Here is a 16,087-nt window from a genome sequence, read left to right on the forward strand (position 1 = left end):
CCATTGCCACAAATATTTATGAAGAAATATATTCGGTATCAATCTGAAACTTTCCTGCTATTATAGCACAGATCCTCTCGAAAAGGGCGCTGTTTTTTGCATCGCCGTCCGCATCCGCCCATTCGAGCCCCCGCATATGGCGAAACCAGCTTAACTGCCGCTTGGCAAAATGCCGCGTGTCCCGCTTAAGAATCGCCACCGCTTCCTCGTAGGAAGTTTCTCCCTCCAGGTAAGCGGCGATCTCCTTGTAGCCGAGTCCGCGCATCGCGACGGCGCTCCGCGGAACCCCCGTCTCCAGCAGGCCGCGCACCTCTCCAACCAGTCCGGCCTCGAGCATCAGATCGACCCGCTCCTCGATCCGGCGATACAGCGCGTCCCGCTCCATCGTCAGGCCGATCAGGCACAGCCTGTAGGGCGAGCGCTTCTCGTCGCCCCTTGACTGGCTCTGCGCTGCGGAGAGCGGCTTGCCGGTCAGCCGGAACACCTCGAGCGCGCGGATAATCCGCCCCTCGTCGTTCGGGTGCAGCTTGGCGGCCGTAACCGGATCGACCTCCGCCAGCTTGTCGTGCAGCGCCTGCGCACCCTTCTCCGCGGCGTACGCCCTCATCTCCGCCCGATACGCTTCGTCCGCCCCGATCTCCTGGAAGCGAAAGCCGTAGCAGACGGATTCCACATATAATCCCGTCCCCCCCACAATAAACGGCAGCCTGCCGCGTTGATGGATCTCCCGGATCGTCTCGGTGCACAGGCTTTGGAACTCCGATACGGAAAAAGGATGGTCCGGCTCGCGAATGTCGATGAGATGATGCGGCACGCCCTCCATCTCCTCCGGCCTCAGCTTGGCCGTTCCGATATCCATCCCGCGATACACCTGCATCGAATCGCCGCTGATGATTTCCGCGTCGAACGCCTTGGCCAGCTTCAGGCTGAGCGCGGTTTTGCCGACCGCCGTCGGCCCGACAAGCACGAGCAGCGGCGGCCGCTTGTCTGCTTCTTCGTTACTCAACGTCTATCACTCCGTAAGCGACGGCGGAGGAGGACGATTTGGCCAGCCGGAAGCCGAGCCGCTCGAACCTTCCGCTGTCGCGATGGTCTTTAAGGACGACTTTCCTGCGGGCTACCCGGATCGCTTCGCGAACGGCTTCCTCCGCAAGCGGGCCGTCGGCCGCCCATGCGCGCAGCGGGGCGATCGCGCTGGAGGAGGTCACCGGCTTCTCGAACATCGGATCGAAGTAGACGATGTCGGCGCTGTCGTCCGGCATGCGGGGCAGCCACCGCTCGCAATCGGCGTGCACGGCTTCGATCGTCCGCATCGCCTTGTCGGCTTCGGGGAGCCCCGATTCGTACGTCCGGAGCCCCTCGCGCACGATGACATGCACCGTCCGCGCCGCTTCCAGCGCCACGACTTGGCCTCGTTCTCCGACCGCATGGCTGAACACGAGAGAATCCGAGCACAGCCCCGCCGTGCAGTCGATCACCGTGTCTCCCGGCTTCGCGCCCGATACCTCCAGCAGCGAGTCCCGGCCTCCCGCCAGCAAGCCCTTGATTCGGACAAGCGCCATGCTCGGGTGAAAATAAAACGGCTGCCCCGCTCCCTCCGTCAACCGAATGTCCCGCGGACCGACGACAAGCGTCTGCGCGTCGTTCGCCGCGGCTTGCAGGGCGCGGATCGTCCGGGTCCCTCTTGGAACGTAGACGGCGCCGAGCTCGTCGGCAAGACGGAGGGCTCGCTCGACCTCCGGGCCGGTCGGCCGCTGCGAGGTCGTGACGATCAAGACGTCACCCGCTTAAACATTTTCTCGAGCTCGTACGTGCTGAAGCTGACGACGATCGGCCTGCCGTGCGGACAGGTGTACGGCTGCTTGCAGGCGGCCAGCCGCTCCAGCAGCTTCTCCCCGGACTCGCGCGTCAGCGCCTGGTTCGCCTTGATCGACGCCTTGCACGAGCACATGATCGAAGCCTGCTCCCGCAGCACGCGCAGGTCGACGTTTTTCTCCCGGATGATCCACTCCGCCATCTCCCGTACGATCGCCGCTTCGTCGCCGGACGGGAACCAGTGGGGCACCGCCCTTATGATAAAGGTATTGCCCCCGAAATCCTCCATATATACCCCCGCGCTCTCGAAAGCCGCAAGCCGGCCGCGCAGAACGGCGCATTCGTCCGGGGCGAATTCCAGCGTCATCGGCAGCAGCAGCTCCTGGCTCGCTTCCTCCGGACGTCCGAACTTCTCGTAATAATATTCGTAATGGACGCGTTCGTGCGCCGCATGCTGGTCGATCAAATACAGGCCGTTTTCGTTCTGCGCGACAATATACGTGCCGTGAAGCTGCCCGATCCAGACGAGCTCGGGAAACTCCGGAACGCCGGCCGGAACGGACGGAGCGGCGAACGCGCTCTTCCATACCTCGGACGGAATCGCGTCCGCGGGCAAGGAGGCCGAACGGAACTGCGGCTGGGCCGAGGTCCGAGCAGGAGCGTTCGGCTCGGATCTCCCGCTCCCGGTCGCCGCCGTCCGGGACGTCCGCCAGTCGTAAGCCGCGGCCGTTTCCTTGACGGCTTCCGTCCGGACCCGATCTGCAGGCTCCCGCGCGGCCTCGTCCGGCGCTGCCGGCGGTTCCGGCAGCGGCGCCTGCTCCCGGTCGGCTTCCTCTCTTGCCGGCGGAAGCTGAAACCGGATCTGCTCCTGCACCCAGGAACTCGTCTTCGGAGTCCGCACGGCCGTTCCCGACGGAATATACGATCGGGCGCTCAGCGCCTTCTTGACCGAGCTTTCCACGAAAGCGCGCAGCTCGGCTTCCTTGCTGAAGCGAACCTCCAGCTTGGCCGGGTGGACGTTAACGTCCACGAGCGTCGGATGCATGCGCAGGTTAAGCACGGCCAGCGGATAGCGATGCAGCGGCAGCAGCGTATGGTATGCCTGCAGCAGCGGCTGCATGATCGCCTGGCTGCGGACGTAACGCCCGTTGACGAGGGAGGTCAGCGCGTTGCGGTTCGCCCTCGTCTCCGACGGCATCGCGACCAGCCCGGAGACCGCGTAGTCCGGATTTTCCTCCTGCAGCTCGATCATCGCTTTCGCCGACGCCGTTCCGTAGATCGCCGCCACAACCTGACGAAGATCGCCGGTGCCGGGCGTCCGCAGCAGCATGCTGCCGTTGTGCGAGAAAGTAAAGGCGATGTCCGGCCGGGCGAGCGCTTGCCGATAGACGATATCGGACAAGTGGCTCAGCTCGGTCTGGATCGTCTTCATATATTTCAGGCGCGCCGGCGTATTGTAGAAAATCTCCTTGACGATCATCTCCGTGCCCTTGGGCGCGTTCGTCTCGCGGTTGGCGACGATCGCTCCGCCTTCGATCTCCAGCAGGCTGCCCAGCCCGCTGTCGTCCGTCGCGCTGACGCATTTGACTTTGGCGACCGCCGCGATGCTCGGCAGCGCCTCGCCGCGAAAACCGAGCGTCGCGATCTGGAACAGATCCTTGTCCGTCGAAATTTTGCTCGTCGCGTGACGCTGGAAAGCGATCAGCATATCGTCCGGCTGGATGCCGCCACCGTTGTCCGCCACCCTGAGCAGCTGCAAGCCGCCTTCCTCGGCGGACACGTCGATTCGGCTCGCGCCGGCGTCGACGGCGTTCTCGATCAGCTCCTTCAGGACGGAAGCCGGCCGTTCGACGACCTCTCCCGCGGCGATCTGGTTCGCCAGATGCTCGTCGAGCGGGCGAATGATTCCCATGCCGTTCTCCTCCTTCCCCTATCCCGGCGTGCGCCGCCGATTATCGCGAGCCCAGCTTCAGCGTGTCGCCCGAAGTCGAGAACGTGACGTCTTTGAACCATTTGGCCAGCAGACGGACATCGATGCTCGTCCGTCCGTCTTTGACGGTCACGCGCGGGTCGCTCGCCTGGATCGTCTCTTTCTGGCTGCCCTTGGTCAGCGTATACGAACGGTTCTTCGCGTCGTACGTCAGCTTGGCTCCGGCCAGCTCGGCGCCCAGCTTCAAGTTGAAGTACCACAGCTTGCCTTCCTGCCGCGCGGCGTCCGGCTGCGACATCCGAATGCCGTTCACCGTCAGGACGCCGTCCTGCCAGCTTACGATCAGCTTCTTCCCGCCCGCAAGACGGAACGCGCCGATCAGCTGCTCCGCGGCTCCGCTGCGCGCCAGATCCGGCGCCAGGCCGACCTGGTCCACCTTTTTCCCCTTCGGGGTGTAATATTCCTGGATCGTAACCTTCAGCACGCCGCCGCTCTTGAGCGAGATCAGCGACTGGACGACGCCTTTGCCGTACGTTTTCGTGCCGACCAGCTTCGCCACCCCGTAATCCCGCAGCGCTCCCGACAGCAGCTCCGACGCGCTCGCCGTATTGCCGTTGACGAGAATGACGACCTCGTATTCATACGGCCGCTCCGTTCCCGAGATGGAGAGCGGTTCGTCGTTCCCGTCGCGGTCCCGCATGTGCGCCAGCACGCCTTCTTTAATAAACAGCCCGGCGATCTCCTGCGCGGAATTGACGTAGCCGCCGCCGTTGTTGCGCAGGTCGAGCACCAGGGAGATCAAGTCGTTCTTCTCGAGCTTTTCAAGCTCGCGCTTGACCTCCTTGGCCGCATCCGACGTGAAGCTGGACAGCGCGAGATAACCGATGCCCTGCTCTAGCATTTTGGCGGAGACGACCGGCACGTGAACCGATTTGCGCGTAATTTTGAATTTGAGCGATTTGCCGCTGCGCGAGACGGTCAACGCGACGACCGTGCCTTCCTCGCCGCGGATGATTTTCTGAATGTCCGCCATCGATTTGCCCGCGAACGATTTGCCGTCCGCAGAGACGAGCAGGTCGCCCGCCAGAATGCCGGCCTCCGCCGCCGGGCTGTCCGCGATGACGTCCTCGACGTAAACTTTGCCCTTCTCTTCCATCATGACGATGCCGACGCCGACGAACGTCTGCTCCAGCTCGGAGCTGTACGCCTTCCACTCCTGGTCGTCGAAATATTGCGTGTACGGATCGCCCAGGGAGTCGACCATCTCGTCGATTTCCTTGTCCGCGAGCTCCGAATCTTCCGGGCTTTTCAGGTGATAGTGCTCGAGCAGCTCCCGAACTTCCTCGGTCTGCTGGGCGCTTGCGCCAAGAGCCGCCGGTACGTATGCGAAAAATAACGAAAATGTAAGCAGCAGTACGATGGAATGCTTGATTCTTCTGATCAGGTTCATGACGCTCCCCCGCCTTCCGTCAATTGGTTTCTTGCGTCGTTCAGCCATTCCAGCGCCTGCATCGGCGTCATGCGCATGACGTCGAGCTTCCGGAGCTTGTCCAGCACCTTGTCTGCGGCCGCCGGCTTGGCCGGTTTGGCCGGAGGGGCTTCCTCCGCGAACAGGCTGAGCTGCACGATCGGCAGCGCGGACGGTTCGCTATAAGCCGCCGCCGCTTCCTGCACCGCCTCGGTTCGCGGCGCGGCGGGCCGTTCGGGCAGCGGCAGGGCCGGTGCCCCGTCGCCGCGATCGTTCAGCAGCGAATACGCTCTGGAGACGATCGTCTCCGGCAGTCCGGCGAGCTGCGCGCAGTAGATGCCGTAGCTGGAATCCGCCGCGCCGGGCACCAGCTTACGCAGGAACGTCACGCCGTCCGCGCTCTCCCGCACCGCCATGCAGCCGTTGCGCAGGCCGGACAACGACGATTCGAGATGCGCCAGCTCGTGAAAATGCGTCGAGACAAGCGCCTTGCAGCCGATATGATGATGAACGTATTCGATGACCGCCTGGGCGATCGCCATGCCTTCGTCCGTCGACGTGCCCCGTCCCAGCTCGTCGATAATGATCAGGCTTCGCGACGTCGCTTGCTCGGTCATGATCTGAATGTCCTTCATCTCGACCATAAACGTGCTCTGCCCTCCGACGAGATCGTCCGCGGCCCCGATCCGCGTGAAAATCCGGTCGACGAACGGCAGCACCGCCCGGCTCGCCGGAACGAAGCAGCCGATCTGCGCCATCAGGCAGATCATCGCCACCTGGCGCATGTACGTGCTCTTCCCGGCCATATTCGGTCCCGTGATGAGCAGAATCGGGCCGCCCTCCGACGTCAGCGATGTGTCGTTGGCGATGAACACGCCGTTCTCGTTCACCGACTCCACGACCGGGTGCCGTCCCTCTTCGATGATCAGATCGTAGCCGTCGCCGTCGGTCCAGCCCGGGCGCGTGTAGCGCCGCTCGGCGCTGGCTTCGGCGAACGATTGCAGCACGTCGAGCGCGGCGACGCTCTCCGCCAGCCGCTGCAGCCGCGACATCTGTTCCGCGATCCGGTCGCGGAGGGCGATAAACGTCTCGTATTCGAGATCGAACATCCGGTCCTCCGCTTCGAGGATGAGCGCTTCCTTCTCCTTCAGCTCCGGCGTGACGAAGCGCTCGGCGTTGGCCAGCGTCTGCTTCCTCTCGTAGCGGCCCTCCGGCAGGCTCGCCAGATTGGCGCGGGTCACTTCCAGATAGTAGCCGAACACTTTGTTAAAGCCGATTTTCAGCGATTTGATGCCCGTCGCCTCGCGCTCGCGCCGTTCCAGCTCGGCGATCCACTGCTTGCCGTTCTGGCTCGCCTCCCGCAGCTCGTCGAGCTTCGCGTCGTAGCCGGAGCGGATGAGGCCGCCGTCCTTCAGCGTTGTCGGCGGATCGTCGGCGATGGCCGCCTCGATGGCCGACGCGATATCCTCGCAGGCGTCCAAGCCCCGCGCCAGAGAATCGAGAGGGGCGGCTCCCATGCTCTCGCACAGCTCCTGGATGGCGGGGATGCGCCTGAGCGAGCTTTTGAGCGCGTTCAGATCGCGCCCGTTGGCCGTCCCGTAGGCGATGCGTCCGGCCAGCCGCTCCAGGTCGTACACTTCGCCGAGCTCGTCCCTCAGCTCCTTGCGCTTGATCCAGTCGCGGTTCAGCGCTTCGACCGCGTCGAGCCTGCGTTCGGCCTCCTCGCGGCTGAGCAGCGGCTGGTCGATCCAGCGCTTGAGCAGGCGCGCGCCCATCGCCGTGCGCGTCCGGTCGAGCAGGCCGAGCAGCGATCCTTTGCGGGAACGGTCGCGGATCGTCTCCGTCAGCTCCAGATTGCGCCGGGTAAACGCGTCGAGCGACATGTAAGCTTCCGTATCGTACGCCTTGACGGAGCGCAGATGCGCGAGCGAACGCTTCTGCGTCTCCTCCAGATAGGAGACGAGACGCGACACCGCCAGCTGCCGCACCGGCTCGTGCGCGTTCCACGGCTCGTCCGGAAATTGCTCCGCCAGCTTGTCCGTCCCGGCTTCGTCGCGCACCGTCGCCGTCAAGGCGCGTCCGGCGGGCCGCAGCGTCTCCTGGATCGCCGCGATCGCCGCTTCGTCCCCGACCGCTTCCGACGGCCGGTAGACGTTAAGCACATTGTTGATCGCTTCCGGCGACAGCGCGAACGAGGTCAAATAGAGCTCGCCCGTCGTCAGATCGCACGCCGCGATGCCGATCCGTCCTCCCCGGGACGCCGCGCCGACGATAAAGTTGTTCGAAGCGTCGCCGACCAGCTTGGCGTCCATTACCGTTCCCGGCGTCACGATGCGAACGATCTCGCGCCGGACGACGCCTTTCGTGCTGGCCGGATCCTCGACCTGCTCGCAGACGGCGACTTTGTAGCCTTTTTCAACCAATCTCGCTATGTATCCTTCCGCCGAGTGGTGCGGCACCCCGCACATCGGAACCCGCTCCTCCAGGCCCGCTCCCCGCCCCGTCAGCGTAATCTCCAACTCTCTCGACGCCGTGATCGCGTCTTCGAAAAACATTTCATAGAAGTCGCCCAACCGGAAAAACAGCAAAGCGTCCTTCGCCGTCGCTTTGACGGATAAATACTGCTCCATCATGGGGGTATATCCAGCCATGGTCTTCCTCCCGGTATTTTGCAACAGTGCAAGGTTCAATATCTCATTATATCAAATCGTATCCGACCGGGACACCCTGCGGCCGATTCCCTCCATCGTCTCGTGTGACGCGTCTATATGCCGGATATCTTTCAGCGGTTCCCCCGCCAATAGAGCCATCTCGCGAGCTTAAGTCTGCCATACTGCCAACTTTCACGCCGATAGAGCCGTCACACGGGCTTAAGTCTGCCATACTGCCATCTTTCACGCCAATGGAGCCGTCTGACGAGGCAATAGCACGCCGCCTCCACGCCTTCCGCCACTCCCCAAGCCTCAGTTCCGCCGGATGAGACGCCGCGTGCCTCGAAGCTCCGCCAAGCTTCCGGCCCCGATGCCGAACATAGCCGCTTTCAGTTCAAACTCTAATCTTGCGAACAGCTCGTCCAGTTTGTCGGCGGAATCGAGCGCGGGCGCCAGCAGCGCTTTTCCGAACGCGACGGCGTCGGCTCCGAGCGCCAGCGCTTTGGCCGCCTCTACGCCGTTCGTCATGCCGCCGCTGGCGACTATCGTCATGTCCGGTGCTGCCTCTCGCGCCTCGCGGATGCACTCCGCCGTCGGATTACCCCACTCCTCGAACGCATCCGCCGCCGTTTCCCGAAGCCGGTCCTTCGTCCGGTATTTCTCCACTTTGATCCAGGAGGTGCCGCCCGCTCCCGCCACGTCCACGAACGCCACGCCGAGATCGGCGAGCGTCCGCACCGTATCGCCGTCAATTCCCATGCCGACCTCTTTTACGCCGACCGGGAAGTCGGCCTCCCTGCACAATTCGGAAATCCGCCGCGCCAGTCCGCGAAAAGCGGTGTTCCCTCCGTCCTGAAACACCTCCTGCATCCCGTTAAGATGCAGAACGAGCGCATCCGCGCCCGTCATCTCCACCGCTCTGCGGCATTCCGCGATTCCGTAGCCGTAGTTCAACTGCACCGCGCCCAGGTTGGCCAGCAAAGGCACGTCGGGGGCGACTTGTCTCACCCGATAGGACGCCGCCGAGTCCGGAGCTTCGATCGCCGCTCGCAGCGAGCCGAGTCCCATCGCCCAGCCGTGCCGCTGCGCCGCCTCCGCCAGCCGCAAATTGATGCGGCCCGCTTCGTCCGTCCCGCCCGTCATTGAACTTACGACGAACGGGGCCTTCAAGTTGCGCCCCAAAAAGGAAGAATTCAACCGAATGTCCGCAAAATCGAGCTCCGGCAGCGCCAGATGGCGGAAGCGGTAACGATCAAAGCCCGTCCCTTCGCCCCAGCCGTCCACATCCTCGCGCAGACAAATTTCGATATGTTCTTGTTTTCTGCGTTTAATTTCCGTCTCCGGGTTCTGATCTGCCGCTTCGACTTTCCCATCGTCCATGTCCCGGAACCTCCAACCGTCTTGTAAGATTTCCTGCTATCGATTAAAAAACGACCGTCTACCCTCATACTACACGTTTTCTATACTGAATTGCGACTCATTTGCCCGGTTTTTTCGAGCTGCTCCATCCGTCCGCGTCCCGTCCGGGCGCCGATGTAAGTTTCTTTCCAGCGGCACCCGCCGCTAAAAATCAATCGAACCTTCTTTATGTACGTAACCACGCGAATGGAGTTAGGTTAACCCAAATACCGCCCTCTTTACTCGGACAGACGCCGGCGAACTCCCGATCAGCGAACGGGAATCCGCCATTTCGCGCGAATATCCGCATTTTCGTTCCAGCTTCTGCCCCGCTCGATCGCATCGAATACGAAATCGATCGCTTCCCGGTACGCCTTATAGCCCGCCGTTCCCGCAAGCGCGCGGCGCACCCGTCCGGCCGCGGCCAGCAGCGTCCGGCGGTCGCCCGAGTAGAACGCCTCGCGAGCTCGCTCCTCGTCCAGAGGACGACCGCAGGCCGCCAGCTCGCGCGCATGCTCGACCGCCGTCTTCGCCAGCGCGAATACCCCGAGCGCAAGCCTCGGGGAGACAAGCCAGCTCGGCGGCGTACGGTATTCGAAGCCGCCGTGAGGCTGACGCCGCACGTCGCCGAGCGCGCCGTACCGCGGGCGGCGGCTCCCCGCTCCCGGCGGCTCGAGCAGCCGGAGCGGCAGCGCCACGGCGTTGTCGAGCGCGCGCAGCCGCTCGCCATGCAGTGCGGCGCCGCTCACGTGCACGTGCCCGCCGAGCGGCACGCCCCGCACGGGAAGGGCGCCGGCGCGCCAGGACAGCTCGACGCCGGCGGTGCGTCCGGCCGCCTCGCGCAGCAGAGCGTGCAGCTCGGCCGTCAGCTGCGCCGGCTCCGGGCACGGGCGAGGCCGCAGCTCGACAAGCGGCCATATTTTCTCGCCCCGCACGCGCATCGAGTCGCAGCCCGCCTCCCCTTCGTAAGGAAAATAGCGCGATGCCGGAACGACCCGACCGGCGGAAGAGACCAGCACAAACTCCGGGTCCGCCCCGAGCAGCGTCCGTACGCTAGCGTCCGATGCAGTCTCGGCGGCCCATTCGGCCGCGAAGGCTTTCGCCGCCTCCCGCCACCTCCGCCTGCCTTCCGGCGTCTGTAGCCGAAGCCGCGAATCGACCGCCGTGACGGCAAGCCGGCCCTGATCGCTTACCCGCAGCTCGACTTGTCCGAAATCGAGTCCCAACGCATAGACGGCGCGAACAGCGAGTTTCTGCGCAGGCTTCCACAGCGCATGCTCGTCCGAAATTGCGGATTGACCGGCGGCGCTCCTCATCCGATTTGTGCCGCGAATGGCTCCTTCGCCCACCGCAGCCCTGCGCATCTCCAGCGCCCCGAAGCCCCACACGGCAGTGGTAAGCTTCATGCCGCCTTGCTCTCCGATCCGCGCCGATACGCCTTCGCGCCGCAGCCGTCGCTCCAGCTCCTGATCGCTCAGCGCCGCCACCTCCGACGCCGCGGCGTTCATGAGCCAAGGGGATACCGGCAAAAGCGGCAATTTCTCCGACTGTTCCGACTGTTTCGCCTGTACCGACTCTGCTGACTGTACCGCCCGCCCGACCGCTCCTGACCGAACGGGATAACCCGCCCGTTCCTGCTGCGTAAGCCCGCCAGATTTGTCCCCGCTCCCGCTCGCAGCCTCCACTGACCCGACGGGATAACCCGCCGCCCTCCAGCCTCCGGCAGGGGCCCCGCCAACGATCACGCAATCGTTCGGCCCGGCGTCCGCCAAAGACCGCAGCAGCGGAATGCCCGCCTCGCGAGCAAGCTCCTGCCAGGCGCCCGCTCCGGCGCCTCCGGCGATCCACATTTTCAACGCTCCGGCCCCGCCTGTCATACGGCTCCCTCCATCCGCAGCCAAACACGGGAAGGGCCGTCCCGCAGGCGGCGCGTAAACGCCGAAGCCGAATGACCCTTCCCCATGTTCGCCCCTGCTGCAATCAGGCTTATCCCGTTGATTCGACAGGGCATCCGCCCTCGACTTTTGATCCGCGTCTGCATAGACTTAAGTACCGGCCGATGACCGAACCGATCACAAATCGTCTTCCAGGAGATCGGAATCGAGATCCTCATAATCCGCATCTTCGCCCACGCCGAAATCGACGTCTTTGCCGTCATCCTCGCCCCCGACCGGATCGACGATGACGTACACTTTCGTCTCCGCCACCATTTCCACGGCGAATTCCCGTTCGACGCGGATCAGGACGGAGGTGCCGTTCGAGCTGACCGTCGCTTCCACGCAATTGGGCTCCTGGGTCGCGTCCGCGGAGACCTCTTCGGTGGAGGCGCGGTGCCTCGGATCGACGTAAGACAAAGGGACGTGCTCCACGTAGGAGATCGTCTCTTTCGCTACGTCGGTTTGCGAGTTTTTGCTGTACGAATACCAGATGTTGATATCGTAAGACCCGATGACTTCGATTCCGTTCCCCGATTTCACCGCCTCATACTGGTGGTTGATGATCCACGCGCCCAGAATGCTGGTCGGATGATGCGGCGGCGTTACGGTGTGGGTAATCGTCGAGAACTTACGGCCTTTGCCGCAAACCGCCTTCGTGATGATTTCCCTGCGCTGCAGCCGTTTATCCGCAATAGCCATTTCGATAGACCTCCTCCATACGATCAAGTCACTTAAAGTCTATGCAGGACATTCGTCTAGAGTGACAAAAAAGTATCCATGCACCGACTTGAACTTATACGTTTCATTGTATGATCGCATGGGCGGAAGTTGACTTCCGTTTTTTCATTCGGACGGCCACGCTCAGAAAACGCCGCAGCTCCCGCGACAGATGGAACAGAGCCGCGCGGATTTCGAATTCGCTTCTCGTCTGCGGCAGCGGCAATTCCCGGAAGATTTGCTCCAGCTCCGTCAGCATTCGCCCGGTTTCGCCTTCGTAATACTCCGAACGGACGTCCCGCTGCAGCCGATCGAACAGCACCGCGATCAGATCCGCTTGCGGGACATGCCTCGAGACGAGCGCGATGCATTCGATCATCAGCTGGATCGACTCGAATTGCTGCCTCCGCATCTGAAAATAAAGCTGCCACGGCTCGTCCTGCGGGATAAGCCGGTTTTCGCGGGCCCGCTTCGCGATCGAGATGCCTTCCTCGATCGCCGATTCCGCCTGCAAAATTTCGCCGCCGTCCCACAGCGTATCGGGATTGCGCAGATGCTCCGCCAGATGGCGGAACACTTCCGAGAACGCATGCTCCGTCAAATAGCGCAGCTCACTCAAAGCCTTGTTCTCCTTCGGCATATAAGCCAGATTAAAGACGGTCGCCCAGCCGAGGCCGATCAGCAGCAGCGCCAGCTCCGTCCCCAGCGCGTGCAGCGTCACCTCGCCGCGCGCAAACAGATGGAATACGACGACCGCCCCCGTGACGATGCCGTCCTTCATTCCGAAGCGTCCGAGCACCGGGAAGGCAAGCAGAATGTAAACGGCAAGCACCCAAATATGAAAACCGACCAGCCCGAACAGGAGCGACGCGAATCCGAGGCCGAGCACGGACGCCCCGAACCTGGCCGCGACGACGCGTATGCCGCGCCAGCGGGTCGTCTCTACCCCGAGTATGGCGAGCAGGCCGGCCGCCAGCGGATTTTCCACCCCGAGCAGGAACGCGGTGTAGATTGCCGTCAGCGTGGCCGCCGCCGTCTTGATGACCCGAAACCCCATCCGCAGCTCCTCTATTCCAAACGGTAAATGTCCCGATATTTGTTTTCCAAGTAATCGCACAGATAAGAGGATTGCAGAGGCTGTCCGCTGATCCGCTCGATAATCTCGGCCGGACGCTGCAGCTTCCCGTACTGATACACCTTGTCGGTCAGCCATTCCTTAAGCGGCAGCAGCTGCCCGGAAGCGATCCGATCGTCGAGATCGGGAATCTCCTTGCGCGCGATGTCCATAATCTGCGCCGCGTACATATTGCCCAGCGAGTAGGACGGAAAATACCCGAACGCCCCGCCCGACCAGTGCACGTCCTGCAGAACGCCCTGCGCATTGCTCGGAGGCGTAACGCCCAGCGCCTCTTCGTACTTGCGATTCCATACCTCCGGCAGGTCGCGCGGATTCAAACCTTCATTAAAGAGCATCTTCTCGATCTCGTAACGGATCATGATGTGCAGGTTATACGTCAGCTCATCCGCTTCGATCCGGATCAGCGACGGCTCCACCACGTTGATGCCGCGATAGAACGCCTCCGTCGACACCCCGTCAAGCCGTCCCGGAAAATGCGCCTTCAGCGCCGGCAAATATTTCGACCAGAAGCCGAGGCTGCGTCCGACCATGTTTTCCCACAGGCGGGATTGCGATTCGTGAATGCCCATCGACGTCCCCGTGCACAGCGGCGTATTCGCCAGCTCGTCCTTGATGTTCTGTTCGTAAAGCGCATGACCGCCCTCGTGAATCGTCCCGAACAGCGCGCTCGTCAAGTCGTCCGGCAAGTAGCGCGTCGTAATGCGCACGTCGTTCTTGTTCAAGCCTGTCGCGAACGGATGCACGCTCTCGTCCAGCCTGCCGGCCTCGAAGTCGTAGCCCATCTCCTGCAAAATCAGCCTGCTGAACTTCTTCTGGGCCTCCTTGTCGAATTCGCCGACCAGGAAGGAAGTGTCGGGCCGATTGGCGGACGAGGCGATTTGCTCGGCCAACGGCACAAGCCGCGCCCTGAGCTCGCCGAACAGCCGGTCCAGCTCCACCGTCGTCAGTCCGGGCTCGTACATATCCAATAGCGTATCGTAAGGCGTCGACTTCACACCCCACAGCTCGATAAACTTGCGGTTGAAATCGACGATTTTCTCCAAGTACGGAACAAAGCCGTCAAAGTCGTTTTGCGCTTTCGCCTCTTCCCACGCCGACTCCGACTGGGAGGTGAGCACGACGTACTCCCGGTACATGTCGGGCGGGATGCGCCGGTTGCGGTCGTAATCCTTGGCCGTCTCCTCGACAAGCCGGCGATCGATCTCGTCCAGCTCGGCCAAGCGCTCCGGCTTGTTCAGCTCCTCGAGCAGCTTGCCCATCTCTTCGGACGTCGACAGCTTAAACGTCTCCGCGGACAGCGCCCCGACCGCTTCCGAACGAAGCTCGATGCCCTTGCGCGGCGCTCCGGTTCTCATATCCCAATAGACGAGACCCAGAATTTCCTCGTATTGTTTCATTTGACCCGTCAGTTCCCGGAACCGCTTCAGCGGCGACGCCGCGGTCAGCTCTGCGTTGCTCATCGTATGGCACAACCTTTCTCTGCTGGATATTGTCACCTTGATCATACTCTCCGCAAAATTTATAATCAAATCACTGTTTGTTTGCAGAAAAGAGGGAACGACATGATTTTGGAGTGGAGCGAGACGGCGTTGGAGGAACTTGCGGCCCGGTACGGTCAAGACGCGAGAACCTGGAAGCTGGTGTCGGACTCCGAGGGCTGCGGCTGCGCGATGAACGGCGTCGCGGCGCTCTGGCTGATCGAGGAACCGGACACGGGAGATCTGCAGGCGGGGAGCAACGGCGTCGAGGTGTGGTACGAGAAGCGTCACGAGGTGTTTTTCGACGAGCGGATGCGGGTTTCCTACGACCCTTCCAAACGCGCGTTCAAGCTGGCCAGCGACGGCCAAATCTACAGCAATCGGCTTCGGCTCGAAGACAGAAGAAACAAGGAGGAATGATGCTTGCGCAAAATGGATGAAATATTGGCCTTCAACAAGCAATTCGTGGAGGGCAAAGAGTATGAGCAGTATTTAACGACGAATCGTCCGCCGGAGAAAAGAGTCGTCATCGTCACCTGCATGGACGCCCGCCTGACAGAGCTGCTGCCGAAGGCGATGAACATGAAAAACGGCGACGCCAAAATCATCAAAAACGCCGGGGCCATCATCACTTCCCCGTTCGGCAACATCATGCGCAGCGTGCTGGTCGCGCTGTACGAGCTGCACGCCAACGAAGTGTTTCTCGTCGGCCACCACGACTGCGGCATGACCGGCATCGATCCGGACGAGGTTGTGAAGCATATGCAGGCCCGCGGCATTCCCGAGCACGTAATCCATACGCTTCGCCACTCCGGCATCAACCTGTACCGCTGGCTGACCGGCTTCGACAGCGTCCGCGAGAGCGTCGAGAACAGCGTGGACATCGTGCGCAACCACCCGCTTCTGCCTCCGGACACCCCCGTGCACGGCCTGATCATTCACCCCGACACGGGCGAGCTCGAAGTCGTTACGGACGGGTACCAGGCTCTCGAAGCCCGCGGCTGAGCGCCTTGCGCCTGGCCGACTCCGCGCGCGCGGCGACGACCTCTTCCCGATCCCGCGTCAAATGGCGGTGAATGACGTCCTCGCCGGCATGAAGCCCCGGCAGCGCCCACGTATAACCAAGCTCCGCGCAGCGCCGGCGCACGGCGTCCAGCAGCCGCTTATCGCGAATCGGCAAATCGAGGTCGCGGTAAGCGGCGCCCGGACCGCTCCAATCCTGCGCGGTGCGCCCAAGCAGCTCCGCCAGCTCGCCGCCGTCGACGCCCAGGCGATCGAACAGCGCGGGCTCCGCCTCCGCCGCGGCTTTGCCCATCAGCTTCACCGCGCCGCTCCAATTCCCCCGCCGGGAATGATACTGGCATACCGCGATGCGAATCAGCACGAGCCAGCACGTTCGAAACTCCGGCAGCTCGTCTTCCTTCCAATATTCCTCCATGATTTCGTGACATTCGAAATAATCCCGCGAGCCGTAATATTCGGCCAAATAATCGATATAGGCTTGAGGGTACTCTGCCGCGCCCATTATGCTCCGTCCCCTTTTCTTCCGCATCTT

Annotated in this window: 13 protein-coding genes; 2 read left to right on the plus strand and 11 right to left on the minus strand. The window is 62.6% G+C overall.

The window, feature by feature from the left end:
* Positions 1-16: 16 nt before the first annotated feature.
* The 10 genes from miaA to ACFFT4_RS09180 all read right to left on the minus strand — a co-directional run bounded on the left by miaA (position 17) and on the right by ACFFT4_RS09180 (position 14,514).
* Positions 17-1,006: a tRNA (adenosine(37)-N6)-dimethylallyltransferase MiaA gene (gene miaA / locus ACFFT4_RS09135; protein ID WP_378046944.1), complete on the minus strand. Its 990-nt coding sequence runs from the start codon at positions 1,004-1,006 to the stop codon at positions 17-19.
* Positions 999-1,775 carry a class I SAM-dependent methyltransferase gene (locus ACFFT4_RS09140; RefSeq protein ID WP_378046946.1) on the minus strand — a complete coding sequence of 259 codons (777 nt, stop codon included), beginning with the start codon at positions 1,773-1,775 and terminating at the stop codon, positions 999-1,001. The genes miaA and ACFFT4_RS09140 overlap by 8 nt, the downstream gene beginning before the upstream one ends.
* Positions 1,772-3,727: a DNA mismatch repair endonuclease MutL gene (gene mutL / locus ACFFT4_RS09145; protein WP_378046948.1), complete on the minus strand. Its 1,956-nt coding sequence runs from the start codon at positions 3,725-3,727 to the stop codon at positions 1,772-1,774. The genes ACFFT4_RS09140 and mutL overlap by 4 nt, the downstream gene beginning before the upstream one ends.
* Positions 3,728-3,767: 40 nt before the next feature.
* A complete protein-coding gene (locus ACFFT4_RS09150) occupies positions 3,768-5,195 on the minus strand; it encodes a S41 family peptidase (RefSeq protein ID WP_378046951.1) in 1,428 nt (475 codons plus the stop codon).
* Positions 5,192-7,864 (minus strand): DNA mismatch repair protein MutS, encoded by a 2,673-nt coding sequence (gene mutS / locus ACFFT4_RS09155; RefSeq protein ID WP_378046953.1) that lies wholly within the window; start codon positions 7,862-7,864, stop codon positions 5,192-5,194. The genes ACFFT4_RS09150 and mutS overlap by 4 nt, the downstream gene beginning before the upstream one ends.
* A gap of 312 nt (positions 7,865-8,176) precedes the next feature.
* Positions 8,177-9,244 (minus strand): type 2 isopentenyl-diphosphate Delta-isomerase, encoded by a 1,068-nt coding sequence (fni, locus tag ACFFT4_RS09160; RefSeq protein WP_378046955.1) that lies wholly within the window; start codon positions 9,242-9,244, stop codon positions 8,177-8,179.
* 287 nt (positions 9,245-9,531) lie between these two features.
* Positions 9,532-11,139: a putative amidoligase domain-containing protein gene (locus tag ACFFT4_RS09165; RefSeq protein ID WP_378046957.1), complete on the minus strand. Its 1,608-nt coding sequence runs from the start codon at positions 11,137-11,139 to the stop codon at positions 9,532-9,534.
* Positions 11,140-11,334: 195 nt separating this feature from the next.
* Positions 11,335-11,898 carry an outer spore coat protein CotE gene (locus ACFFT4_RS09170; RefSeq protein ID WP_378046959.1) on the minus strand — a complete coding sequence of 188 codons (564 nt, stop codon included), beginning with the start codon at positions 11,896-11,898 and terminating at the stop codon, positions 11,335-11,337.
* Positions 11,899-12,001: 103 nt separating this feature from the next.
* On the minus strand, positions 12,002-12,973 hold the full coding sequence (locus ACFFT4_RS09175) for an aromatic acid exporter family protein (protein ID WP_378046960.1): 972 nt from the start codon (positions 12,971-12,973) through the stop codon (positions 12,002-12,004).
* Between the two features lie 11 nt (positions 12,974-12,984).
* On the minus strand, positions 12,985-14,514 hold the full coding sequence (locus ACFFT4_RS09180) for a carboxypeptidase M32 (RefSeq protein WP_378046962.1): 1,530 nt from the start codon (positions 14,512-14,514) through the stop codon (positions 12,985-12,987).
* Positions 14,515-14,616: 102 nt separating this feature from the next.
* On the opposite strand from ACFFT4_RS09180, the gene ACFFT4_RS09185 reads away from it, so the two are divergent.
* Complete coding sequence (locus ACFFT4_RS09185; protein ID WP_378046964.1) at positions 14,617-14,952, plus strand: iron-sulfur cluster biosynthesis family protein; 336 nt, start codon at positions 14,617-14,619, stop codon at positions 14,950-14,952.
* A gap of 3 nt (positions 14,953-14,955) precedes the next feature.
* On the plus strand, positions 14,956-15,537 hold the full coding sequence (locus ACFFT4_RS09190; RefSeq protein ID WP_378046966.1) for a beta-class carbonic anhydrase: 582 nt from the start codon (positions 14,956-14,958) through the stop codon (positions 15,535-15,537).
* Here the strand turns inward: ACFFT4_RS09190 and ACFFT4_RS09195 are convergent.
* Positions 15,500-16,057: a DUF309 domain-containing protein gene (locus ACFFT4_RS09195; RefSeq protein WP_378046967.1), complete on the minus strand. Its 558-nt coding sequence runs from the start codon at positions 16,055-16,057 to the stop codon at positions 15,500-15,502. The genes ACFFT4_RS09190 and ACFFT4_RS09195 overlap by 38 nt on opposite strands.
* Positions 16,058-16,087 lie beyond the last annotated feature (30 nt).

The organism is Cohnella cellulosilytica (assembly GCF_042431195.1).
GTDB lineage: Bacteria > Bacillota > Bacilli > Paenibacillales > Paenibacillaceae > Cohnella > Cohnella cellulosilytica.